General features: G+C 53.4%; 33 protein-coding genes. 32 read left to right on the forward strand and 1 reads right to left on the reverse strand.

Features of this window, described 5'->3' with window-relative positions; genetic code table 11:
* Nucleotides 1-111 precede the first annotated feature (111 nt).
* The 32 genes from rpsL to rplQ all read left to right on the forward strand — a co-directional run bounded on the left by rpsL (nt 112) and on the right by rplQ (nt 18,423).
* Complete coding sequence (rpsL, locus tag BLV48_RS09610; protein WP_091826381.1) at nt 112-486, forward strand: 30S ribosomal protein S12; 375 nt, start codon at nt 112-114, stop codon at nt 484-486.
* Nucleotides 487-639: 153 nt separating this feature from the next.
* Nucleotides 640-1,110 (forward strand): 30S ribosomal protein S7, encoded by a 471-nt coding sequence (rpsG, locus tag BLV48_RS09615; protein WP_091826383.1) that lies wholly within the window; start codon nt 640-642, stop codon nt 1,108-1,110.
* A gap of 19 nt (nt 1,111-1,129) precedes the next feature.
* Nucleotides 1,130-3,223, forward strand: coding sequence for an elongation factor G (gene fusA, locus BLV48_RS09620; RefSeq protein ID WP_091826385.1), 2,094 nt, complete (start codon nt 1,130-1,132; stop codon nt 3,221-3,223).
* 32 nt (nt 3,224-3,255) lie between these two features.
* Nucleotides 3,256-4,449, forward strand: a complete 1,194-nt coding sequence (gene tuf / locus BLV48_RS09625; protein WP_091826387.1) for an elongation factor Tu — start codon at nt 3,256-3,258, stop codon at nt 4,447-4,449.
* A gap of 189 nt (nt 4,450-4,638) precedes the next feature.
* Nucleotides 4,639-4,950 carry a 30S ribosomal protein S10 gene (gene rpsJ, locus BLV48_RS09630; RefSeq protein WP_091826389.1) on the forward strand — a complete coding sequence of 104 codons (312 nt, stop codon included), beginning with the start codon at nt 4,639-4,641 and terminating at the stop codon, nt 4,948-4,950.
* A gap of 110 nt (nt 4,951-5,060) precedes the next feature.
* Nucleotides 5,061-5,699: a 50S ribosomal protein L3 gene (rplC, locus tag BLV48_RS09635; protein WP_091826391.1), complete on the forward strand. Its 639-nt coding sequence runs from the start codon at nt 5,061-5,063 to the stop codon at nt 5,697-5,699.
* A gap of 11 nt (nt 5,700-5,710) precedes the next feature.
* On the forward strand, nt 5,711-6,316 hold the full coding sequence (gene rplD / locus BLV48_RS09640) for a 50S ribosomal protein L4 (RefSeq protein WP_091826393.1): 606 nt from the start codon (nt 5,711-5,713) through the stop codon (nt 6,314-6,316).
* A complete protein-coding gene (gene rplW, locus BLV48_RS09645) occupies nt 6,313-6,609 on the forward strand; it encodes a 50S ribosomal protein L23 (protein WP_091826395.1) in 297 nt (98 codons plus the stop codon). The genes rplD and rplW overlap by 4 nt, the downstream gene beginning before the upstream one ends.
* 14 nt (nt 6,610-6,623) lie before the next feature.
* The gene (gene rplB, locus BLV48_RS09650; protein ID WP_091826398.1) at nt 6,624-7,451 is read left to right on the forward strand and encodes a 50S ribosomal protein L2; all 828 of its coding nucleotides are present in this window, start codon (nt 6,624-6,626) and stop codon (nt 7,449-7,451) included.
* 12 nt (nt 7,452-7,463) lie between these two features.
* Nucleotides 7,464-7,742 (forward strand): 30S ribosomal protein S19, encoded by a 279-nt coding sequence (rpsS, locus tag BLV48_RS09655; protein WP_010324100.1) that lies wholly within the window; start codon nt 7,464-7,466, stop codon nt 7,740-7,742.
* A gap of 8 nt (nt 7,743-7,750) precedes the next feature.
* Nucleotides 7,751-8,083, forward strand: coding sequence for a 50S ribosomal protein L22 (gene rplV, locus BLV48_RS09660; RefSeq protein WP_425270423.1), 333 nt, complete (start codon nt 7,751-7,753; stop codon nt 8,081-8,083).
* A 25-nt stretch (nt 8,084-8,108) separates the two neighbouring features.
* Nucleotides 8,109-8,792: a 30S ribosomal protein S3 gene (gene rpsC / locus BLV48_RS09665; protein WP_091826403.1), complete on the forward strand. Its 684-nt coding sequence runs from the start codon at nt 8,109-8,111 to the stop codon at nt 8,790-8,792.
* 11 nt (nt 8,793-8,803) lie between these two features.
* Nucleotides 8,804-9,217 carry a 50S ribosomal protein L16 gene (gene rplP, locus BLV48_RS09670; protein WP_091826405.1) on the forward strand — a complete coding sequence of 138 codons (414 nt, stop codon included), beginning with the start codon at nt 8,804-8,806 and terminating at the stop codon, nt 9,215-9,217.
* Nucleotides 9,217-9,411, forward strand: coding sequence for a 50S ribosomal protein L29 (gene rpmC, locus BLV48_RS09675; protein ID WP_091826407.1), 195 nt, complete (start codon nt 9,217-9,219; stop codon nt 9,409-9,411). The genes rplP and rpmC overlap by 1 nt, the downstream gene beginning before the upstream one ends.
* On the forward strand, nt 9,408-9,671 hold the full coding sequence (gene rpsQ, locus BLV48_RS09680; RefSeq protein ID WP_010324095.1) for a 30S ribosomal protein S17: 264 nt from the start codon (nt 9,408-9,410) through the stop codon (nt 9,669-9,671). The genes rpmC and rpsQ overlap by 4 nt, the downstream gene beginning before the upstream one ends.
* Nucleotides 9,672-9,759: 88 nt before the next feature.
* Nucleotides 9,760-10,128: a 50S ribosomal protein L14 gene (gene rplN / locus BLV48_RS09685; protein WP_091826408.1), complete on the forward strand. Its 369-nt coding sequence runs from the start codon at nt 9,760-9,762 to the stop codon at nt 10,126-10,128.
* Nucleotides 10,129-10,227: 99 nt separating this feature from the next.
* Nucleotides 10,228-10,551 carry a 50S ribosomal protein L24 gene (gene rplX / locus BLV48_RS09690; RefSeq protein ID WP_091826410.1) on the forward strand — a complete coding sequence of 108 codons (324 nt, stop codon included), beginning with the start codon at nt 10,228-10,230 and terminating at the stop codon, nt 10,549-10,551.
* Between the two features lie 15 nt (nt 10,552-10,566).
* Complete coding sequence (rplE, locus tag BLV48_RS09695) at nt 10,567-11,106, forward strand: 50S ribosomal protein L5 (RefSeq protein WP_091826412.1); 540 nt, start codon at nt 10,567-10,569, stop codon at nt 11,104-11,106.
* Nucleotides 11,107-11,121: 15 nt separating this feature from the next.
* Nucleotides 11,122-11,427: a 30S ribosomal protein S14 gene (rpsN, locus tag BLV48_RS09700; RefSeq protein WP_091826414.1), complete on the forward strand. Its 306-nt coding sequence runs from the start codon at nt 11,122-11,124 to the stop codon at nt 11,425-11,427.
* Between the two features lie 83 nt (nt 11,428-11,510).
* Entirely contained in the window at nt 11,511-11,903 is a 393-nt protein-coding gene (gene rpsH, locus BLV48_RS09705) for a 30S ribosomal protein S8 (protein WP_091826417.1), read from the forward strand.
* 11 nt (nt 11,904-11,914) lie between these two features.
* Nucleotides 11,915-12,448: a 50S ribosomal protein L6 gene (gene rplF / locus BLV48_RS09710; RefSeq protein ID WP_091826419.1), complete on the forward strand. Its 534-nt coding sequence runs from the start codon at nt 11,915-11,917 to the stop codon at nt 12,446-12,448.
* 9 nt (nt 12,449-12,457) lie between these two features.
* Nucleotides 12,458-12,808, forward strand: coding sequence for a 50S ribosomal protein L18 (gene rplR / locus BLV48_RS09715; RefSeq protein WP_091826421.1), 351 nt, complete (start codon nt 12,458-12,460; stop codon nt 12,806-12,808).
* A gap of 11 nt (nt 12,809-12,819) precedes the next feature.
* The gene (rpsE, locus tag BLV48_RS09720) at nt 12,820-13,323 is read left to right on the forward strand and encodes a 30S ribosomal protein S5 (protein ID WP_091826423.1); all 504 of its coding nucleotides are present in this window, start codon (nt 12,820-12,822) and stop codon (nt 13,321-13,323) included.
* A 3-nt stretch (nt 13,324-13,326) separates the two neighbouring features.
* Nucleotides 13,327-13,509 carry a 50S ribosomal protein L30 gene (gene rpmD / locus BLV48_RS09725; RefSeq protein ID WP_091826425.1) on the forward strand — a complete coding sequence of 61 codons (183 nt, stop codon included), beginning with the start codon at nt 13,327-13,329 and terminating at the stop codon, nt 13,507-13,509.
* A gap of 13 nt (nt 13,510-13,522) precedes the next feature.
* Nucleotides 13,523-13,957, forward strand: coding sequence for a 50S ribosomal protein L15 (gene rplO / locus BLV48_RS09730; protein WP_091826427.1), 435 nt, complete (start codon nt 13,523-13,525; stop codon nt 13,955-13,957).
* Complete coding sequence (secY, locus tag BLV48_RS09735; protein ID WP_091826428.1) at nt 13,958-15,283, forward strand: preprotein translocase subunit SecY; 1,326 nt, start codon at nt 13,958-13,960, stop codon at nt 15,281-15,283. It begins immediately after the preceding gene.
* Nucleotides 15,284-15,300: 17 nt separating this feature from the next.
* Nucleotides 15,301-15,417 carry a 50S ribosomal protein L36 gene (gene rpmJ, locus BLV48_RS09740; protein WP_007021200.1) on the forward strand — a complete coding sequence of 39 codons (117 nt, stop codon included), beginning with the start codon at nt 15,301-15,303 and terminating at the stop codon, nt 15,415-15,417.
* A 139-nt stretch (nt 15,418-15,556) separates the two neighbouring features.
* Entirely contained in the window at nt 15,557-15,913 is a 357-nt protein-coding gene (gene rpsM / locus BLV48_RS09745) for a 30S ribosomal protein S13 (protein ID WP_091826430.1), read from the forward strand.
* Nucleotides 15,914-15,932: 19 nt separating this feature from the next.
* The gene (gene rpsK, locus BLV48_RS09750; RefSeq protein WP_010324082.1) at nt 15,933-16,322 is read left to right on the forward strand and encodes a 30S ribosomal protein S11; all 390 of its coding nucleotides are present in this window, start codon (nt 15,933-15,935) and stop codon (nt 16,320-16,322) included.
* 15 nt (nt 16,323-16,337) lie between these two features.
* Complete coding sequence (gene rpsD / locus BLV48_RS09755) at nt 16,338-16,958, forward strand: 30S ribosomal protein S4 (RefSeq protein WP_091826432.1); 621 nt, start codon at nt 16,338-16,340, stop codon at nt 16,956-16,958.
* A 26-nt stretch (nt 16,959-16,984) separates the two neighbouring features.
* Nucleotides 16,985-17,989 carry a DNA-directed RNA polymerase subunit alpha gene (locus BLV48_RS09760; RefSeq protein WP_091826434.1) on the forward strand — a complete coding sequence of 335 codons (1,005 nt, stop codon included), beginning with the start codon at nt 16,985-16,987 and terminating at the stop codon, nt 17,987-17,989.
* 38 nt (nt 17,990-18,027) lie between these two features.
* The gene (gene rplQ / locus BLV48_RS09765; RefSeq protein WP_091826436.1) at nt 18,028-18,423 is read left to right on the forward strand and encodes a 50S ribosomal protein L17; all 396 of its coding nucleotides are present in this window, start codon (nt 18,028-18,030) and stop codon (nt 18,421-18,423) included.
* A 107-nt stretch (nt 18,424-18,530) separates the two neighbouring features.
* On the opposite strand, the gene uvrA is transcribed toward rplQ, so the two are convergent.
* The gene (gene uvrA / locus BLV48_RS09770; RefSeq protein WP_091826438.1) at nt 18,531-21,359 is read right to left on the reverse strand and encodes an excinuclease ABC subunit UvrA; all 2,829 of its coding nucleotides are present in this window, start codon (nt 21,357-21,359) and stop codon (nt 18,531-18,533) included.
* Nucleotides 21,360-21,456 lie beyond the last annotated feature (97 nt).

The raw sequence follows: 21,456 nt of genomic DNA on the forward strand, positions 1-21,456 counted from the left end.
GCTCAATAATTGACGTCAGGGGCCGGAATTGATTAAAATTCCGGCCCCTTCGTGCTGGACTCAAAGTTCAGCTCATAAAGATGGTAAAAAACCAAACGTGGAGTTTGCTTAATGGCAACGATTAACCAGTTGGTACGCCAGCCACGTAAGCGCAAGGTGCAGCAGAGCGACGTTCGCGCGCTCGAAGCATGTCCGCAGCGTCGTGGCGTGTGTACCCGTGTTTACACTACTACACCGAAGAAGCCGAACTCGGCTCTGCGTAAAGTATGTCGTGTGCGTCTGACCAACGGCTTTGAAGTGTCTTCCTACATCGGTGGTGAAGGTCACAACCTGCAGGAACACTCAGTTGTTCTGATCCGTGGTGGTCGTGTAAAAGACCTCCCGGGTGTTCGTTACCACACTGTACGCGGTTCTCTGGACTGCTCTGGTGTTAACGATCGCAAACAGGGTCGTTCCAAGTACGGTACCAAGCGTCCCAAGTCCTGATCCCGTCGCTCCGACGGTGAAGCTGTTCCAGCCGGTGGCCGCTTAGGGTTGCGTAGCTGTTAAAGCGAGACCGAAAGACGATAAGAGTAAGGGCGGATGTGAATACAATCCGCATATCCTGAAGACCTTAATTTATTACAGAGGGCTTATCCAATGCCAAGAAGACGCGTCGCTGCGAAGCGCGAAATCCTGCCGGATCCCAAATTCGGTAACATTACACTGGCAAAATTCATCAACCACCTGATGGTGCACGGCAAGAAGTCTGTTGCTGAGCGCATTGTTTATGGTGCGATGGACAAAATTGAAGAACGCACCAAGCAGGATCCGCTGGAGTTGTTCGAAAAAGCACTGGAAACTGTTCAGCCGCTGGTTGAAGTCAAGTCCCGCCGTGTAGGTGGTGCGACTTACCAGGTGCCCGTGGAAGTACGTCCCTCCCGTCGTATGGCTCTGTCCATGCGCTGGCTGGTAGACGCCGCCCGTAAGCGTGGCGAGAAATCCATGGCGTTGCGTTTGGCAGGTGAACTTGCTGATGCTGCTGAAGGTCGTGGTGCTGCTGTTAAGAAACGTGAAGACGTGCATCGCATGGCAGAAGCCAACAAGGCCTTTGCCCACTATCGCTTCTAAACATCAGAGGAATTGAGTCGTGGCTCGAACTACCCCACTTGCACGATATCGTAACATCGGTATCTGTGCGCACGTTGATGCCGGCAAGACTACCACCACTGAGCGTGTTCTGTTTTACACAGGCCGTAGCCACAAGATGGGTGAAACCCATGACGGTGCATCCACTACCGACTGGATGGAGCAGGAGCAGGAGCGCGGTATCACCATTACTTCTGCAGCCGTTACCTGTTTCTGGAGCGGCATGCAGAAACAGTTTGAAGAGCATCGCGTTAATATCATCGATACTCCGGGGCACGTTGACTTCACAATTGAAGTTGAGCGTTCGCTGCGTGTACTGGATGGTGCCGTGGTTGTACTGTGTGCCTCCTCAGGCGTACAGCCGCAGACCGAGACTGTATGGCGTCAGGCCAACAAGTATGAAGTCCCCCGCATGGTGTTCGTCAACAAGATGGACCGCGCCGGTGCAGACTTCTACATGGTCGAATCTCAGTTGAAAAAGCGTCTTGGCGCGACCCCTGTTCCAATCAATCTGCCGATTGGTGCGGAAGATGAATTCAAGGGTGTTGTCGACTTGCTGCGCGGCAAAGCGATCCTATGGAACGAAGAAGATATGGGTATGACCTTCGAAGAAGGTGATATTCCAGCTGACATGCAGGATACCGTCGATCAGTACTACGAGCAGATGGTCGAGGCTGCTGCTGAAGGCTCTGAAGAGTTGATGGACAAGTATCTCAACGAAGGTGAGCTCACCGTTGAAGAGATCAAGGCAGGCCTGCGTGCACGTACTTTGAACAATGAGATCATCCTGATGCAGGCTGGTTCGGCGTTCAAAAACAAGGGTGTACAGGCTGTACTGGATGCCGTCATTGAATACCTGCCGTCACCGACAGAAGTTAAGGCGATCGAAGGTACTCTCGACGACAAGGCTGAGACCGTTGAAACACGTGAAGCGGATGATGATGCCCCGTTTGCGGCGTTGGCATTCAAGATCGCAACTGACCCGTTTGTTGGTACGCTGACGTTCGTACGTGTTTACTCCGGTGTGCTGAATTCTGGTGACAGTGTGTACAACTCTGTCAAACAGAAGAAAGAACGTATCGGTCGTATGGTGCAGATGCATGCCAACAGCCGTGAAGAGATCAAGGAAGTACGCGCTGGTGACATCGCGGCGATGATCGGTCTGAAGGATGTAACCACGGGTGACACTTTGTGCGACCTGGACAAGAAGATTGTTCTGGAACGCATGGAATTCCCTGAGCCGGTTATCTCCGTTGCAGTAGAACCGAAGTCGAAGGCTGACCAGGAGAAAATGGGCATCGCACTGAGCAAGTTGGCTCAGGAAGACCCGTCTTTCCGCGTCGAAACCGATGAAGAAACAGGTCAGACCATTATCTCCGGTATGGGTGAGCTTCACCTTGATATCATCGTTGACCGCATGCGTCGCGAATTCAAGGTTGAGGCTAATATCGGTAAACCGCAGGTTGCCTACCGCGAAAAAATCCGTAAGCCTGTTGTGGCAAACCACAAGTTTGCTCGCCAGTCTGGTGGTCGCGGTCAGTACGGTCACGTTGTTGTAGAGTTCAGCCCGAGTGATGAAGAAGGACTGGAATTCGTCAACGAGATCGTGGGTGGTGCGATTCCGAAGGAATACATCCCGGCGGTACAGAAAGGTATCGAAGAGCAGATGAAGAACGGTGTTATCGCCGGTTATCCGCTCATCGGTTTGAAGGCACGTCTGTACGACGGTTCCTTCCACGAAGTTGACTCCAACGAAATGGCGTTTAAAATCGCCGCATCACAGGCACTTAAGAAGTATGCACAGGAAGCCAGTCCGTGTCTGCTCGAGCCGATGATGAAAGTTGAAGTCGTAACCCCTGAAGAGTACATGGGCGATGTGATGGGTGACCTGAACCGTCGTCGTGGTCTGGTGCAGGGTATGGAAGACAGCACATCCGGCAAGGTGATCAACGCTGAAGTACCGCTGGGTGAAATGTTCGGTTACGCTACTGACCTGCGCTCTGCGTCTCAGGGTCGTGCGACCTATTCTATGGAGTTCAAGGGTTATTCCGAAGCTCCGCAGAATATTGCCGAAGCCGTTATTAAGCAGAACTGATAAGCCAATTGCTGAATTAAGAGGATATAACCGTGGCTAAGCAATCATTTGAACGTAACAAGCCGCACGTTAACGTAGGTACTATCGGCCACGTTGACCACGGCAAAACGACACTGACCGCTGCACTGACTCGCGTCTGTGCAGAAGTATGGGGCGGCGCAGCCGTTGCCTTCGACGGTATCGACAACGCACCGGAAGAGCGTGAGCGTGGTATCACCATCTCTACTTCACACGTAGAGTACGAATCACCGACTCGCCACTACGCGCACGTAGACTGCCCGGGACACGCTGACTACGTTAAGAACATGATCACCGGTGCTGCCCAGATGGACGGCGCGATCCTGGTATGTTCTGCTGCTGACGGCCCCATGCCGCAGACCCGTGAGCACATCCTGCTGTCGCGTCAGGTAGGCGTACCTTACATCGTCGTGTTCCTGAACAAAGCGGACATGGTAGACGATGAAGAGCTGCTGGAACTGGTAGAGATGGAAGTTCGCGAACTTCTGGATCAGTACGACTTCCCGGGCGACGACACTCCGATCGTTGTAGGTTCTGCGCTGATGGCGCTGAACGGTGAAGACGACAACGGCTTCGGCACCTCTGCCGTTAAGAAGCTGGTTGAGACTCTGGACGAGTACATTCCTGAGCCTGAGCGTGCAATTGACCTGCCGTTCCTGATGCCGATCGAGGACGTATTCTCCATCTCCGGTCGTGGTACCGTAGTAACCGGTCGTATCGAGCGTGGCATCCTGAACGTGGGTGACGAAGTGGAAATCGTGGGTATCCGCGACACCACCAAGACTACCTGTACTGGCGTTGAGATGTTCCGCAAGCTGCTGGATCAGGGTCGTGCCGGTGAGAACGTTGGTGCGCTGCTGCGTGGTACCAAGCGTGACGACGTTGAGCGTGGTCAGGTACTGTGCAAGCCGGGCTCAATCAAGCCGCATACTCAGTTCGAAGGCGAAGTGTACGTACTGAGCAAAGAAGAAGGCGGTCGTCATACTCCGTTCTTCAAGGGCTACCGTCCGCAGTTCTACTTCCGTACCACTGACATCACTGGCGCATGTGAACTGCCGGAAGGTGTTGAAATGGTAATGCCGGGTGACAACGTTCAGATGTCCGTTACCCTGATCAACCCGATCGCGATGGAAGAAGGCCTGCGCTTCGCTATCCGTGAAGGTGGTCGTACCGTTGGTGCGGGTGTTGTTGCCAAAATCATTGCGTAATCCTTGTTGATTACAGCATGAGTCAAAAAGCCCTCCTCGGAGGGCTTTTTTGTAGCTGTTACCATGGTTGGTCAAAAAGTAAACTTTCGGTTGACGATGGTGGCTCCACTGGGTAAAATTTGCGTCCCCTTTATCCGAGGGGAGGTCGGCTATTGCCGTTAAAAAACTTACAGGAAATGCGTGATCAGAATGCAGAACCAAAAAATCAGAATTCGTCTGAAGGCTTTTGATCATCGCCTGATCGACTCATCTGCTCAGGAGATCGTTGAGACTGCTAAGCGGACGGGTGCTCAGGTGCGTGGTCCGATCCCACTTCCTACCCGCAAAGAACGTTTTACCGTACTGATCTCTCCGCACGTCAACAAAGACGCGCGTGACCAGTACGAAATCCGTACTCACAAGCGTGTACTGGACATCGTTGAGCCGACAGAAAAAACTGTCGACGCACTGATGAAGCTGGATCTCGCTGCGGGTGTTGAAGTGCAGATCAGCCTCGGCTAATAAGCACTGCGCTAATTATTCAATTAATGAAGCGCTATTTGTGGAATGCGCCTGAAAAGGGCAGCCATAGCGGGTGACAGCCCCGTACACAACTGGCAAGAGGTATAAACATGTCTGTAGGACTTATCGGACGTAAAGCGGGTATGACCCGTATCTTCACAGAAGATGGCGTGTCCGTGCCAGTCACCGTCATCGAAATGGAACCGAACCGTGTTACCAGCATCAAGACCGTCGAAACTGACGGTTATGCAGCGGTACAGGTGACCACCGGAAGCAAGAAGGCCAATCGCCTGAGCAAGCCGGAAGCGGGTCACTTTGCCAAGGCAGGTGTCGAAGCCGGCCGCGGTTTGTGGGAGTTCCGTCTGAATGGTGACGAGGAAATCAACGTTGGTGATTCGCTGACGGTTGAGCGCTTCGAAGCAGGTCAGAAGATCGATGTTACCGGTCAATCCAAGGGTAAAGGTTTCCAGGGCGGTGTTAAGCGCTGGAATTTCCGCACTCAGGATATGACTCACGGTAACTCCGTTTCTCACCGTGCTCCGGGTTCCATTGGTCAGTGCCAGACCCCGGGTCGTGTCTTCAAGGGTAAAAAGATGGCCGGTCACATGGGTGACGAGCGTTGCACCGTACAGACTCTTGAAGTCGTACGTGTTGACGCAGAGCGCAACCTGCTGATCGTCAAGGGAGCAATCCCGGGCGCCACTGGTGGCGATGTCATCGTTAAACCTGCTGTTAAAGCACGCGCCTGAGGAGGATTGTTATGAATCTGAATCTGACTGGAGCCAACGGATCGGTTGAAGTTTCCGATCTGGCTTTTGGTAAAGAGTTCAATGAGGCGCTGGTTCACCAGGTTGTCACTGCCTATATGGCAGCTGGCCGTCAGGGTACCAAAGCGCAGAAAAATCGTTCAGCTGTATCCGGCGGTGGTGCCAAGCCCTTCCGTCAGAAGGGAACTGGCCGTGCCCGTGCCGGTACCAGTCGCTCGCCGCTGTGGCGCTCGGGTGGTGTTACCTTCGCTGCGCAGCCGCGTAGCTTTGCTCAGAAAGTAAACAAGAAGATGTATCGTGCTGCAATGCGTTGCATCCTGTCTGAGCTGGTGCGTCAGGAACGTCTGGTTGTTGTTGAAGACTTCCAGCTTGAAGCACCCAAAACCAAGCAGTTCATTGCCAAGCTCGGTGAGCTGAAGCTGGACAATGCCCTGCTGATTACCGAAAACGTCGAGCAGAATCTGTATCTGGCTGCGCGCAACGTTCCGCACGTTGATGTACGCGACGCTGCAGGTATCGACCCGGTTAGCCTGGTTGGTTTCGAGAAGGTCCTGGTAACAGTCCCTGCTCTGAAGAAAATTGAGGAGGTGCTGGCATGAACCCGGAACGCATTTATAAAGTGCTGCTCGGACCGCACATCTCTGAAAAAGCCACAATCGTAGCAGAAGGCAGCGAACAGGTTGTCTTCCGTGTGGCCAAAGATGCAACCAAGCCGGAAATCAAGCGAGCCGTTGAAGAACTCTTCAATGTTAAGGTCGCGGGCGTCAGCGTTCTGAACATCAAGGGCAAAACCAAGCGCACTCAGCGTGGTCTTGGCAAGCGTAACGATGTTCGTAAAGCGTATGTCCGTCTGGCCGAAGGCTCCGAAATCGATTTCCTGGCAGGCGAATAACGAGGGGTTGAACAATGGCAGTTATTAAAGCAAAGCCGACCTCTGCTGGACGTCGTCATCTCGTAAAGGTGGTCAGCGCTGATCTGCATAAGGGTAAGCCTTTTTCCGCACTGGTCGAGAAGAAGAGCAAGTCCGGTGGTCGTAACAACAACGGCCGTATCACCACCCGTCATATCGGTGGTGGTCACAAGCAGCATTACCGTATCGTCGATTTTCGTCGCAACAAGGATGGTATCCCCGCTGTAATCGAGCGTGTGGAATACGATCCGAACCGTTCTGCGCACATCGCTCTGGTGAAGTACGCAGATGGTGAGCGTCGTTATATTATTGCGGCTAAAGGTTTGACTGCGGGTTCCAAAATCCAGTCTGGTGATGATGCCGATATCAAAATCGGTAACACTCTGCCGCTGCGTAACATTCCGCTGGGTAGTACTGTTCACTGTGTCGAACTGAAGCCGGGTAAGGGCGCTCAGATCGCACGTTCAGCAGGAACTTCAGCACAGCTGGTAGCCCGTGAGGGAACCTACGCGACACTGCGTTTGCGTTCAGGTGAAACTCGCAAGGTGCTGTCCGAATGCCGCGCGACCCTGGGTGAAGTGAGCAACTCTGAGCACAGCCTGCGTCAGCTGGGTAAAGCTGGTGCCAAGCGCTGGCGTGGTGTTCGTCCGACCGTTCGCGGTGTGGCGATGAACCCGGTTGATCACCCGCACGGTGGTGGTGAGGGTCGTACCTCTGGTGGTCGTCACCCGGTTACACCGTGGGGCGTGCCGACCAAGGGTCACAAAACCCGTTCGAACAAGCGTACTGATAAACTGATCGTACGCCGTCGTCAGGCTAAATAAGAGGATACAGCTGTGCCACGTTCACTGAAGAAAGGTCCGTTCATTGACCTTCACCTGTTGAAGAAGGTAGAGGCTGCAATCGAGGCTAACGAGCGTCGTCCGATCAAGACCTGGTCACGTCGTTCAACTGTGTTCCCACAGTTTGTAGGTCTCACTATTGCAGTACATAACGGTCGTCAGCATGTTCCGGTTTTTATTACCGAGGACATGGTAGGCCATAAACTGGGCGAGTTCGCTGCGACACGTACATACCGCGGTCATGCAGCCGACAAGAAGGCCAAGAAGAAGTAAGGGGGTTGATGATGGAAGTTATCGCCAAGCATGTAGGCGCCAACATCTCCGCCCAGAAGGCCCGACTGGTCGCTGATCAGATCCGTGGTAAGTCTGTGGGCGAAGCTCTGAATATCCTGGCGTTCAGCACGAAGAAAGGTGCACACCTGGTCAAGAAAGTACTCGAGTCTGCTATCGCGAATGCGGAGCATAACGAAGGTGCTGATGTTGACGAGCTGCGTGTATCAACGATCTTCGTTGATGAAGGGATGACCATGAAGCGTATCCGGCCGCGTGCCAAGGGTCGCGCTGATCGCATCCTGAAGCGTACGTCACATATCACCGTCAAGGTGGCCGACTAAGAGCTGACTGCTAGGAGAGTTCAATATGGGTCAGAAAGTAAATCCGACCGGTATTCGGCTTGGTATCGTTAAAGACCACACCTCTGTGTGGTACGCGGACAAGTCTGAATACTCTGCACGGCTGCTGAACGATCTCCAGGTTCGCAAGTACCTGGATCAGCAGCTGAAAAATGCATCTGTGAGCCGCATCGAAATCGAGCGTCCGGCACAGAATGCCAAGATCACCATCTACACGGCTCGTCCGGGTATTGTGATCGGCAAGAAGGGCGAAGATGTCGAGAAGCTGCGTAACGCCGTTTCCCAGATGATGGGTGTGCCTGTTCACATCAACATCGAAGAAGTACGCAAGCCGGATCTGGATGCAAAACTGGTTGCACAGAGCGTCGCCAGTCAGCTGGAACGTCGCGTAATGTTCCGTCGCGCCATGAAGCGTGCGGTTCAGAACGCCATGCGTCAGGGCGCGAAAGGCATCAAAATTCAGGTTGGCGGACGTCTCGGCGGTGCCGAGATTGCACGTACTGAATGGTATCGCGAAGGTCGTGTTCCTCTGCACACTCTGCGTGCAGACATCGATTACGCTACCTACGAAGCCCACACTACATATGGTGTGATTGGCGTTAAAGTCTGGATCTTCAAGGGTGAGATCCTCGGCGGTATCGAACAGGTACGTGCCGAGAAGAACGCGCCCAAGAAGAAAGGTTCTAAGTGAGGTAGACGTCAATGCTGCAACCGAAACGACTGAAATACCGCAAGGTAATGAAAGGTCGCAACCGCGGCCTGGCACAGCGCGGCAGCAAGGTCAGCTTTGGTGAGTTTGCACTGAAAGCGACCGGTCGTGGCCGCATCACTGCTCGCCAGATCGAAGCGGCCCGTCGTACCATGACCCGTCACGTAAAGCGTGGTGGCAAGATCTGGATTCGGGTTTTCCCGGATAAGCCGATCACCACCAAGCCGCTTGAAGTACGTATGGGTAAAGGTAAGGGTAGCGTGGAATACTGGGTCGCTCAGATTCAGCCCGGCAAGGTGCTGTTTGAAATGAGCGGTGTTCCCGAAGAGCTGGCTGCAGAAGCCTTCGCTCTGGCTGCTGCCAAGCTGCCGGTATCAACCACTTTTGTTAAACGGACGGTGATGTAATGAAAGCTACTGAACTGCGTGACAAGTCCGTTGAAGAGCTTCAGCAGGCTCTGCTGGGCCTTCTGAAGGACCAGTTTAACCTGCGTATGCAGAAAGCTACTGGCCAGCTGGCGCAGACTCACCTGCTTGGTCAGGTTCGTCGCGACATCGCTCGCGTTAAGACAGTACTTAACGAAATGCAGGTGACCAAATGAGCGCGGAAAAACGTACTCGGACTGTGACCGGTAAGGTCGTCAGTGACAAGATGGATAAAACCATCACAGTTCTGGTTGAGCGTAAGGAAAAACACCCGATCTACGGTAAGTTTGTAAAGCGCTCCACCAAACTGCATGCTCACGATGAGAAGAATGAGTGTCAGATGGGTGATCTGGTAACTATTGCCGAATCCCGTCCGCTTTCAAAGACCAAAACCTGGTCGCTTATTCGCATTGAAGAGCGTGCAGCAAAGGTGTAAACTAGTGCGCCTTTGCTCCATTATGCCTGCTCACCTCAGCTGCTAATGGCAGTTGTGGTGACGGTTTATACAGTTTGTGGAGTAGACCATGATTCAGACTGAAACGATGCTTGATGTTGCTGACAACAGCGGCGCCAAGCGTGTGCAGTGTATTAAGGTCCTGGGTGGTTCCCACCGCCGCTACGCATCCGTTGGCGACATCATCAAGGTGACCGTCAAGGAAGCAATTCCGCGTGGCAAGGTGAAGAAAGGCCAGGTACTTAAGGCTGTCGTAGTACGTACCCGTAAAGGTGTTCGTCGTCCAGATGGTTCACTGATCCGCTTTGATACCAACTCTGCGGTTCTGCTGAACAACAACGACGCTCCGATTGGAACGCGTATCTTCGGGCCAGTAACGCGTGAGCTTCGTAATGAGAAGTTCATGAAGATCATTTCCCTGGCGCCTGAAGTGCTCTAAGACTCTGTTTATTAACAGTGTCTTGTTAAAAACGCCACTCCCAGTAGGGTTTGGCGTTTTTGAGCATGAGAGGGTAGCAGGAAAAGACAAGGTAAAATAATGCGTAAGATTCGTCGCGACGATGAAGTCATCGTTATCGCAGGTAAAGATAAGGGCAAGCGCGGCAAGGTTATGCGCGTGCTTCAGGACGATCGTCTGATCGTTTCTGGCATCAACATGATCAAGAAGCACCAGAAGCCCAATCCGATGCTGGGTCGTCAGGGTGGCATTGTTGAGAAGGAAGCGGCTATCGCGACCTCCAACGTGGCTATCTTTAACGCGCAGACCGGAAAAGGCGATCGTGTAGGCTTCAAGCTGCTCGAAGACGGCACCAAGGTCCGCTTCTACAAGTCTACCGGCGAAACCATCGTTGGTGCTAAGTAAGAGAGGTTGGTGCAAATGTCCAGATTGAAAGCGCTTTACGCAAACGAAATCAAGCAGAAGCTCAAAGAAGAGCTGAACTGCCCGAACGTCATGGCCGTTCCCCGTGTTACCAAAATCACCCTGAACATGGGTGTTGGTGAAGCATTGGGCGACAAGAAACAGCTCGAAAACGCTGTTGCTGACATGACTGCAATCGCTGGTCAGAAACCGGTCGTAACCAATGCTCGCAAGTCAATTGCAGGCTTTAAGGTTCGTGAAGGTTGGCCTATCGGTTGCAAAGTCACTCTGCGTGGTCAGCAGATGTGGGAGTTCCTGGATCGTCTGGTTGACGTTTCCATCCCGCGTATCCGCGACTTCCGTGGACTGAACCCGAAGTCCTTCGATGGCCGTGGTAACTATAGCATGGGCGTCAAAGAGCAGATTATCTTCCCGGAAATCGACTATGACAAAGTCGACAAGCTGCGTGGTCTCGATATTACGATCACCACTACCGCGAAGAATAACGACGAAGGTCGTGCGCTGCTGTCCGCTCTGCAGTTCCCGTTCAAGAAATAAGGCAGGGGTTGAATAATGGCCAAGGTTTCCATGATCAATCGTGAGCTCAAGCGCGAGAATCTCGTGAACAAGTACGCCGCAAAGCGTGCTGAGCTCAAAGCAATTATTGCAAGCCCGAACAGCTCAGAAGATGAGGTGTGGGATGCACAGGTCGCGCTGCAGAAATTGCCGCGTGATGCTAGCCCGGTGCGTAAGCAGCGTCGCTGTCAGGTTACAGGTCGTCCGCACGGCGTATATCGCAAGTTCGGACTGTGCCGTATCAAGCTGCGTGAAGCAGCTATGCGTGGCGATGTTCCGGGTCTGAAGAAGGCAAGCTGGTAAGCTTGTCATTGGTAAGCTCAGTGGTCAGGGCAGGCAATTTGCCTGCTACCGCACTGCGCTGCACTTAAGAGGACGTTAATAGCATGAGTATGCAAGACACCCTCGCGGATATGTTTACCCGTATCCGCAACGGACACATGGCTGAAAAAGCCCATGTTGCCATGCCGTCTTCCAAACAGAAGATTGCAGTGGCAAATCTTCTGAAGGATGAAGGCTACATCACCGACTTCTCCGTTGAAGGTGATGTTAAGCCGGTCCTGTCCATCGAACTGAAATATTTCGAAGGCAAGCCGGTTATCGAAGAGATCAAGCGTGTAAGCCGTCCCAGTCTGCGTATCTACAAGAGCGCGTCTGAGCTGCCGAAAGTGGCAGATGGTCTTGGTATCGCAATTGTCTCTACCAGCAAAGGCGTCATGACCGATCGCGCTGCCCGTAAGGCCGGCATCGGTGGTGAAGTTATCTGCACGGTATTCTAAGAGGTATTCCAATGTCACGAATTGCGAAGAAACCCGTAGTAGTACCGGCAGGCGTGGAGATTAAACTGGCGGGTCAGTCTCTGACAGCCAAAGGTAAAAACGGTCAGCTGAGCCTGGATGTTCATGCTTCAGTTGCTGTAGAGCAGGCTGAAGGTCAGCTCGTTTTTGCTCCGCGTGATGGCGCCAAACAGTCCATGGCACTGGCTGGTACTACACGTGCACTGGTCAACAATATGGTGGTTGGTGTAAGTGAAGGCTTTTCCAAGACCCTGAATTTGCTGGGTGTTGGTTACCGTGCGCAGGCTAAAGGTAAAGTTCTGAACCTGACGCTTGGCTTCTCTCATCCGATCGATTACGAACTGCCCGAAGGTGTTACAGCTGAAACACCGAACAACACCACGATCGTTATCAGCGGTGCTGATAAGCAGCGTGTTGGTCAGGTGGCTGCAGAAGTTCGCGCATTCCGTCCGCCTGAACCTTATAAAGGTAAGGGTGTTCGTTATGTTGACGAATATGTACGCCGTAAAGAGGCTAAGAAGAAGTAAGGCAGGGTCATGAACGTTAAGAAACAAGCTCGTATCCGTCGTGCGCGTCGGTCGCGCATGCAAATGCGCGAGCAGAGTGCTGTTCGCCTTTGCGTGAACCGCTCTCCGCGTCACATTTACGCGCAGGTTATCTCTGCTGATGGCAGCCAGGTTCTGGCCTCTGCTTCCACAGTAGAAAAAGATCTGCGTGAAGGTGCTACCGGAAATATCGAAGCAGCCAAGAAAGTGGGTGCTCTGATCGCCAGCCGTGCTAAAGAAGCAGGCGTTTCCAAGGTAGCGTTTGACCGCTCCGGTTTTAAATACCACGGTCGTGTTGCAGCTCTTGCTGATGCTGCTCGCGAAGGCGGCCTGGAATTCTAAAGGTTTCTATTATGGCAAATCACGAACAGAAAGACGGTGAACTGCAAGAGAAGCTGGTTCAGGTAAACCGCGTCGCCAAGGTGGTAAAAGGCGGTCGTATCTTCGGTTTCACAGCGCTGACTGTCGTTGGTGACGGTAACGGACGTGTGGGCTTCGGCCGCGGTAAAGCACGTGAAGTTCCTGTTGCGATCCAGAAAGCGATGGAGCAGGCGCGCCGTAACATGGTTAGCGTCCAGCTCAATGGCCACACTCTGCAGTACCCGGTTAAAGCCCGTCACGGTGCTTCCCGTGTTTACATGCAGCCCGCTTCAGAAGGTACCGGTGTAATTGCCGGTGGTGCAATGCGCGCCGTTCTGGAATTGGCAGGCGTTCACAACGTACTGGCCAAGTGCTACGGCTCTACCAACCCGGTAAACGTAGTACGTGCAACTATCAACGGCCTGAAAGTCATGAAGGCGCCTGAAGATGTTGCAGCCAAGCGTGGCAAGTCCGTTGAAGAGATTCTGGAGAGCTAAGCGATGGCGAATACTATCAAGGTAACTCTGACTCGTAGCACCATCGGTCGGCTGCCCAAGCACATTCAGTGTGTGAAGGGTCTGGGTCTGCGCCGTATCGGCCACACCGTAGAAGTGGAAGATACTCCGGCTGTGCGCGGGATGATCAACAAGGTCAACTACATGGTTAGTGTAGAAGGCGAATAAAAGGAGTCACCCAATGCGTTTGAATTCTCTGCGCCCGGGCGCCGGTTCCAAGCATGCTCCCAAGCGTGTAGGTCGCGGTATCGGTTCCGGACTGGGTAAAACTGGTGGCCGTGGCCACAAGGGCCAGAAGTCCCGTTCTGGCGGTAGCGTGAACCCGGGCTTCGAAGGTGGTCAGATGCCAATCCAGCGTCGTCTGCCGAAGTTTGGTTTTACCTCTCGTCAGGCGCGCTATGTAGCTGAAGTTCGTTTGAACGAACTGGCTGCTGCCGGTGTTGACGTTGTCGACCTGGCTGCGCTGAAACAGGCTGATATCATCCGTGAAGAGATCAAGTCTGCACGCGTGATACTGTCTGGTGAGATCAAAAAGGCAGTCACCGTTAAAGGTCTTAAAGTGACCAAAGGTGCACAGGCTGCGATCGAGGCTGCTGGCGGCAAAGTCGAGGCGTAAATGGCTAAGCAAGGACAAATACCGGCAGGCATGCAGAGTGGACTGAAAGAGCTTTGGGCTCGTCTCAGATTCGTTCTGATTGCGATCATCGTATACCGCATCGGGGCTCATATTCCGGTGCCGGGTATCAACCCTGATCGTCTTGCTGCGCTGTTTGATCAGAATCAGGGAACCATTCTCAGTCTGTTCAACATGTTCTCAGGTGGTGCGCTGGAAAGGATGTCAATCCTGGCGCTGGGGATCATGCCCTACATCTCTGCATCCATAATCATGCAGTTGATGACAGTGGTCAGTCCGCACCTGGAGCAGTTGAAGAAGGAAGGAGAGGCGGGTCGTCGCAAGATCAGCCAGTACACCCGCTACGGTACAGTCATTCTCGCGACTGTACAGGGGCTTGGTATGGCAGTTGGTCTGGCCAGTCAGGGCGTTGCCTTCGCAGCCGATATGAGCTTCTACTTTGTAGCAGTCGTAACGCTGGTTGCAGGGGCTGTATTCCTGATGTGGCTGGGTGAGCAGATCACTGAGCACGGCATTGGCAACGGCATCTCGATTCTGATCTTTGCCGGTATTGTGGCTGGTTTGCCGGGTGCGATCGGTCAGTCCTTCGAATCAGCGCGCCAGGGTGATCTCAATATCCTGGCGCTGCTGGCGATTGCTGTCATGGCCATTGCTACTGTTGGTTTTGTTGTGTTCATGGAGCGTGGCCAACGCCGCATTACCATTAACTATGCAAAACGTCAGCAGGGACGTCGTGTCTATGCCGCGCAGTCAAGTCATCTGCCTTTGAAGGTCAATATGGCTGGGGTTATCCCGCCGATCTTCGCGTCCAGCATCCTGCTCTTCCCGGCTTCGGTTGGCCAATGGTTTGGTCAGTCTGAAGGGATGGAGTGGCTGCAGGATGTGGCACTGGCTCTTGGGCCAGGACAGCCGCTGTACATTCTGCTGTTTGCGATGGCAATTGTGTTCTTCTGCTACTTCTACACTGCGATTGTTTTCAATCCACGTGATGTAGCAGATAACCTGAAGAAATCAGGTGCCTTTATTCCAGGGATTCGTCCTGGTGATCAGTCCGCACGGTATATCGACTCCGTGCTGAGTCGCCTGACATTGTTTGGTGCACTCTATATCACGGCCGTTTCGCTGATGCCCCAGTTTCTGGTGGTAGCTTGGAACGTGCCATTCTACTTCGGCGGTACATCGTTGCTGATCGTGGTGGTAGTGGTTATGGACTTTATGGCGCAGGTGCAGTCGCATCTGATGTCACATCAGTATGAGTCCCTGATGAAAAAATCGAATCTTAAAGGCGGCGCAGGTCTGCTGCGCTAAGCCTAATGAGGTGGATCATGAAAGTACGTGCATCTGTTAAAAAGATTTGCCGTAACTGCAAGATCGTACGACGCAACGGTTCCGTGCGCGTGATCTGCAAAGTGGAGCCCCGACACAAGCAGCGCCAGGGTTAATCCACAGCTGGCCGGGAGTGGAGGTGCGTAGCCTTGATTTATTTTTGATCAGGGTGTAACATTGCGCGCCTTCCACGAACTAAAGAATGATTGGTTCTGGTGAGCATTTCTCCCAGGACATAAATATGGAGTACATTGAATGGCCCGTATAGCTGGCGTCAATATTCCTGACAATAAGCATGCGGTAATTTCTCTGACTTACATTTACGGGATAGGCCGCACGACTGCACAACAGATCTGTGATGCTACTGGCATTGCGCCTAGCACCAAGATTGGTGATCTGTCTGAAGAGCAGCTCGATAATGTTCGTGGTGAAATTGCCAAGTTGACCGTTGAAGGCGACTTGCGTCGTGAAGTCAACATGAACATCAAGCGCCTTATGGACCTCGGTTGCTACCGTGGCCTGCGTCACCGTCGTAATTTGCCGGTGCGTGGTCAGCGCAGCAAGACCAATGCGCGTACCCGTAAAGGGCCGCGTAAGCCGATCCGTAAGTAAGCGATAGGAATTTCCGAATATGGCTAAGCCAGGTAATCGCACTCGTAAAAAGGTTAAAAAGCAGGTAGCGGATGGGCTCGCGCACATCCACGCCTCTTTTAACAACACTATCATCACTATTACCGATCGCCAGGGTAATGCTCTGAGCTGGGCAACTTCAGGTGGCTCCGGCTTCCGTGGTTCCCGCAAGAGCACCCCGTTTGCCGCCCAGGTGGCAGCTGAGCGTGCCGGTCAGGCAGCTCTGGAATACGGTCTGAAAAACCTCGACGTGTTTGTGAAAGGCCCGGGACCGGGTCGTGAGTCAGCAGTCCGTGCACTGAACGGCTGTGGCTACAAAATCACAAACATCACGGACGTGACCCCGATTCCGCACAACGGTTGTCGTCCGCCGAAGAAGCGTCGCGTTTAATCTGGAGACGGTAATATGGCTCGTTATCTTGGACCAAAGTGCAAGCTGTCCCGTCGTGAAGGCACCGATCTCTTCCTGAAGAGTGGTGTCCGCGCGCTTGACAGCAAGTGCAAAGCAGAAACAGTACCCGGTGTTCACGGTGCCCGTCGCGGTCGCCTGTCTGAATACGGTCTGCAGCTGCGTGAAAAGCAAAAAGTACGTCGCATTTACGGCGTGCTGGAACGTCAGTTCCGTGGTTATTACAAAGAAGCAGCACGCCGCAAGGGTGCTACAGGTGAAAACCTGCTTCAGCTTCTCGAAGGCCGTCTGGACAACGTTGTATACCGCATGGGTTATGGTTCTACCCGTGCTGAAGCACGTCAGGTTGTGTCTCACCGTCAGATCACTGTCAATGGTCAGGTAGTTAATATTCCTTCCTACCAGGTACAGGCTGGCGACGTAGTAGCAGTTCGCGAAAAAGCCAAAAACCAGCTGCGTATCAAACACGCACTGGATCTGGCTGCTCAGCGTGCTCCCGTTGAATGGATTGAAGTTGATGCTTCGAAGATGGAAGGTACTTTCAAGTCCCTGCCGGAACGTAGCGATCTTTCAGCCGACATCAACGAGCACCTGATCGTCGAGCTCTACTCGAAGTAATTCTTGAACTCTTGACTGGTGGAACTATGCAGCGTTCAGTAAACGAGTTTCTTTACCCGCGTCACATTGACGTGCAGGAGATTAGCAAAACCCGCGCCAAGGTGACTCTTGAGCCACTGGAGCGAGGGTTCGGCCATACCCTGGGCAATGCGCTGCGCCGTATCCTGCTCTCTTCCATGCCGGGTTGTGCAATTTCGGAAGTTGAGATTGAGGGTGTGTTGCACGAGTACAGCAGCATAGAAGGGGTGCAGGAGGATGTCATCGAGATCCTGCTGAACCTCAAAGGTGTTGCCATTGCTCTGCACAACGGTGATGAGGCGCTTCTGACACTCTCCAAGTCAGAGGCAGGTTCTGTCACGGCTGGCGATATTCAGCTGACTCAGGACGTTGAAATTGCCAATCCCGAACATGTGATTGCTCACCTGAATCCGGGTGCTGCACTGAACATGCAGCTGCGCGTGACACGCGGCCGTGGCTATGTGCCGGCTGACTCACGTAACAGCGACGAGGATGAAACTCGTGCCATCGGACGTCTGCAGCTGGATGCCAGCTACAGCCCTGTTCTGCGCGTGTCCTATGCAGTTGAAAGTGCACGTGTAGAACAGCGCACCGACCTGGACAAGCTCGTGATCGATATCGAATCCAACGGTACTATCGATCCGGAAGAGTGCATCCGTCGTGCGGCTACCATACTGCAGCAGCAGCTGGTCGTGTTTGTTGATCTGGAAGACGCGGGTGAACAGACTCGCGCCGAGCCGAATGAGCCGGAGATTGATCCTGTTCTTCTGCGCCCGGTCGACGACCTGGAGCTGACTGTACGTTCCGCGAACTGTCTGAAAGCAGAGCAGATCTATTATATTGGTGATCTGATCCAGCGCACCGAAGTAGAGCTGCTGAAGACTCCTAACTTGGGCAAGAAGTCTCTGACCGAGATCAAAGATGTGCTGGCATCTAAAGGTCTGTCGCTTGGCATGCGTCTGGAAAACTGGCCCCCGGCCAGTCTGAAAGGCGATGACAAGGTTGCCTCTTGAGTCTGACTTCTAACCCTAAGTTGCAAAGGATTTAGAAAATGCGTCATCGTAAATCTGGTCGACACTTAAATCGTACAAGTGCTCACCGCAAAGCGATGTTCAAAAATATGGCAGTGTCTCTGTTCGAACACGAACTGATCAAGACTACTCTGCCTAAAGCTAAAGAACTGCGCCGCTTTGCTGAGCCGCTGATCACTCTGGCCAAGATCGATTCGGTTGCTAACCGTCGTCTGGCGTTCTCCCGTACCCGCAGCAACGATGCTGTAGGTAAACTGTTCAACGAACTGGGTCCGCGTTACGCGGCTCGTCCCGGTGGCTATATCCGCATTCTCAAGTGCGGATACCGTGCCGGCGACAAGGCTCCCATGGCCTACGTTGAACTGGTAGATCGTCCGGTTGGTCAGACTGTTGCAGATGAGAGTGCAGAAGATTAATACTCTTCTGAACTGTTAAAAAAACCCGGTGCCTTTGGTTACCGGGTTTTTTTTCGCCTGTAATTTAGTGAAGGCGGGCTGTAGTGTTGGTGACAGCCCGCACAAGGTCAGACAGGTTTCAACATGGGTTTCAGGAAGCGTCCGGTATGTGACTGTGGCACGTTTGCAACGGTCTCGGGTGTGCCGGTGGCAATGATTTCGCCACCACCGCTGCCACCTTCCGGGCCCAGGTCTATGATCCAGTCGGCGGTCTTGATTACGTCCAGGTTGTGTTCAATCACTACGATGGTATTGCCGTGGTCCCGTAGGCGATCAAGGACATTGAGCAGCTGCTGTATGTCATAGAAATGCAGTCCGGTGGTGGGCTCGTCAAGAATATACAGGGTCTTGCCGGTGTCACGCTTGCTTAATTCGCGTGCAAGTTTGACACGTTGGGCTTCGCCGCCAGACAGCGTGGTGGCGGCCTGCCCGAGGCGGATATAACTGAGACCGACATCGATCAGCGTCTGCAATCGTCGAGCCAGCGCCGGTATGGCGTCGAAGAATTCACGCGCATCCTCAACCGTCAGCTGTAACACCTCATCAATGCTCTTGCCCTTGTATTTCACTTCCAGGGTTTCACGGTTATAGCGCTTCCCTTTGCAAATATCGCAGGGCACATAGATGTCCGGCAGGAAGTGCATCTCCACCTTGATTACGCCGTCCCCCTGGCAGGCTTCACAGCGGCCACCTTTTACATTGAAGCTGAAACGTCCCGGTTTGTAGCCGCGTGAGCGTGCTTCCTGGGTCCCGGAAAAGAGTTCACGGATCGGTGTAAAAATACCGGTATAGGTCGCGGGGTTGGAGCGTGGAGTGCGTCCAATCGGACTCTGGTCTATATCGATGACCTTGTCAAACAGATCCAATCCTTCAATCCGCTCATAAGGTGCTGCGTCCAGCGTTGTCGCATGATTAAGTGCCGTGGCGGCAACCGGGTACAACGTGTTGTTGATCAATGTGGATTTGCCTGAACCCGACACGCCGGTCACACAGGTCATCAGTCCAACAGGAATTTCGAGCGTCACCTGCTGCAGGTTGTTGCCGCTGGCGCCTATCAGACGCAGTATCCTGTCACTGTCCACCGGCTTGCGTTGTTCCGGTATCGCAATCGACCGTTTGCCGGACAGATACTGGCCTGTGATCGATTCGGGATTGTCCATAATGGTCTGGGGCAGGCCCGCGGCGATGACACGCCCGCCATGTACGCCGGCTCCGGGGCCGATATCAATCAGATAATCCGCCATGCGGATGGCATCTTCATCGTGTTCAACTACGATGACGGTATTGCCCAGGTCACGCAGGTGTTCCAGAGTTTTGAGCAGACGTTCATTGTCGCGTTGATGCAGTCCGATGGATGGCTCATCCAGTACATACATGACACCGACCAGACCTGCACCAATCTGACTTGCCAGTCGGATGCGCTGAGCTTCACCACCTGAAAGAGTATCAGCACTGCGTTCAAGCGATAGGTAGTCGAGTCCTACATTGACCAGAAAACTCAGGCGTTCACGAATCTCTTTTAGAATCTTGTCGGCGATCTCGCCTTGTTTGCCTCCGAGTTGAAGCTGTTCAAAGTACTCTTTTGCCTGACCAATCGGCAGGCGTACAAGATCAGGCAGAGTGCGTTGGTCAATAAATACATGGCGCGCGTCAGCACGCAATCGGCTGCCATTGCATGAGGGGCATGCATGCATGTTGAGATAGCGAGCCAGGTCTTCGCGTACACTTTCGGACTCGGTTTCCCGGTAGCGCCGCTCCAGATTATTGATAACGCCTTCAAAGGGGTGCGCCTTCTTAACGCGTTCGCCTCGATCATTACGGTAGTGAAAGTCTACGCTGTCATCACCACTGCCGTGCAGAATGATATTGCGGTGTTGTTCGCTGAGTTTCTCAAACGGGGTATCCAGATCAAAGCCGTAGTGTTGACCTACCGCCTGCAGCTGTTGGTAATAGTAGAGACTTCGCTTATCCCAGCCACGTATGGCACCCTGTGCAAGTGTCAGTGATGCGTCCTGTACCAGTTTGGCTGGATCAAAATACTGTCGTACCCCAAGACCATCACAGGCAGGGCAGGCGCCGTGGGGGTTGTTGAATGAGAACAAACGAGGCTCGAGTTCCTGAATGCTGTGGCCGCAGGTCGGGCAGGCGAAACGTGCCGAAAATACCATCTCCTCCATACCCTCATCCATGGGGGCAATTCTGGCAATGCCATCGCTCAGCTCCAGAGCGGTTTCAAATGATTCTGCCAAGCGGGTTTGAAGGTCCTCTCGAACCTTGATGCGATCAACCACCACTTCAATATCGTGTTTGCGTTTCTTGTCCAGTGTTGGGGCATCATCAAGATCGACCACCAGCCCATCTATACGGGCGCGGACGAAGCCCTGGCTGCGCAGCTGGCTGATGATATGTAAGTGCTCACCCTTGCGGCCCTGTACGACGGGAGCCAACAGCATTACGCGTGTGCCTTCGGGCAGTGCGAGCACCTGATCAACCATCTGGCTGACGGTCTGTGCCGCCAGCGGCAAGTCATGTTCAGGGCAGCGCGGTTCGCCTGCTCGGGCAAAGAGCAGACGCAGGTAATCGTAAATCTCGGTGATGGTACCAACTGTCGAGCGGGGATTATGCGATGTGGATTTCTGCTCGATCGATATGGCCGGTGACAGTCCTTCGATATGGTCTACATCGGGCTTTTCCATCATCGACAAGAACTGGCGTGCATAGGTGGACAAGGATTCCACGTAGCGGCGCTGTCCTTCGGCGTAGAGAGTGTCGAAGGCGAGTGAGGACTTGCCTGATCCCGACAGCCCTGTGATGACGATCAACTGGTCGCGGGGGATATCGAGGTCAATATTTTTCAGGTTGTGGGTGCGTGCACCCCGTACCAGAATCTTGTCCATTGCGGCTCCGCCTTGGCTGGCAAAAAGGACTATTATAGAGCCTATAGCGGGACAGCAAAAACAGCTGTGCTTGTGGTATCCTCATGGGCGTACGGCC

The organism is Marinobacterium iners DSM 11526 (genome assembly GCF_900107855.1).
Classification (GTDB): Bacteria; Pseudomonadota; Gammaproteobacteria; order Pseudomonadales; family Balneatricaceae; genus Marinobacterium; species Marinobacterium iners.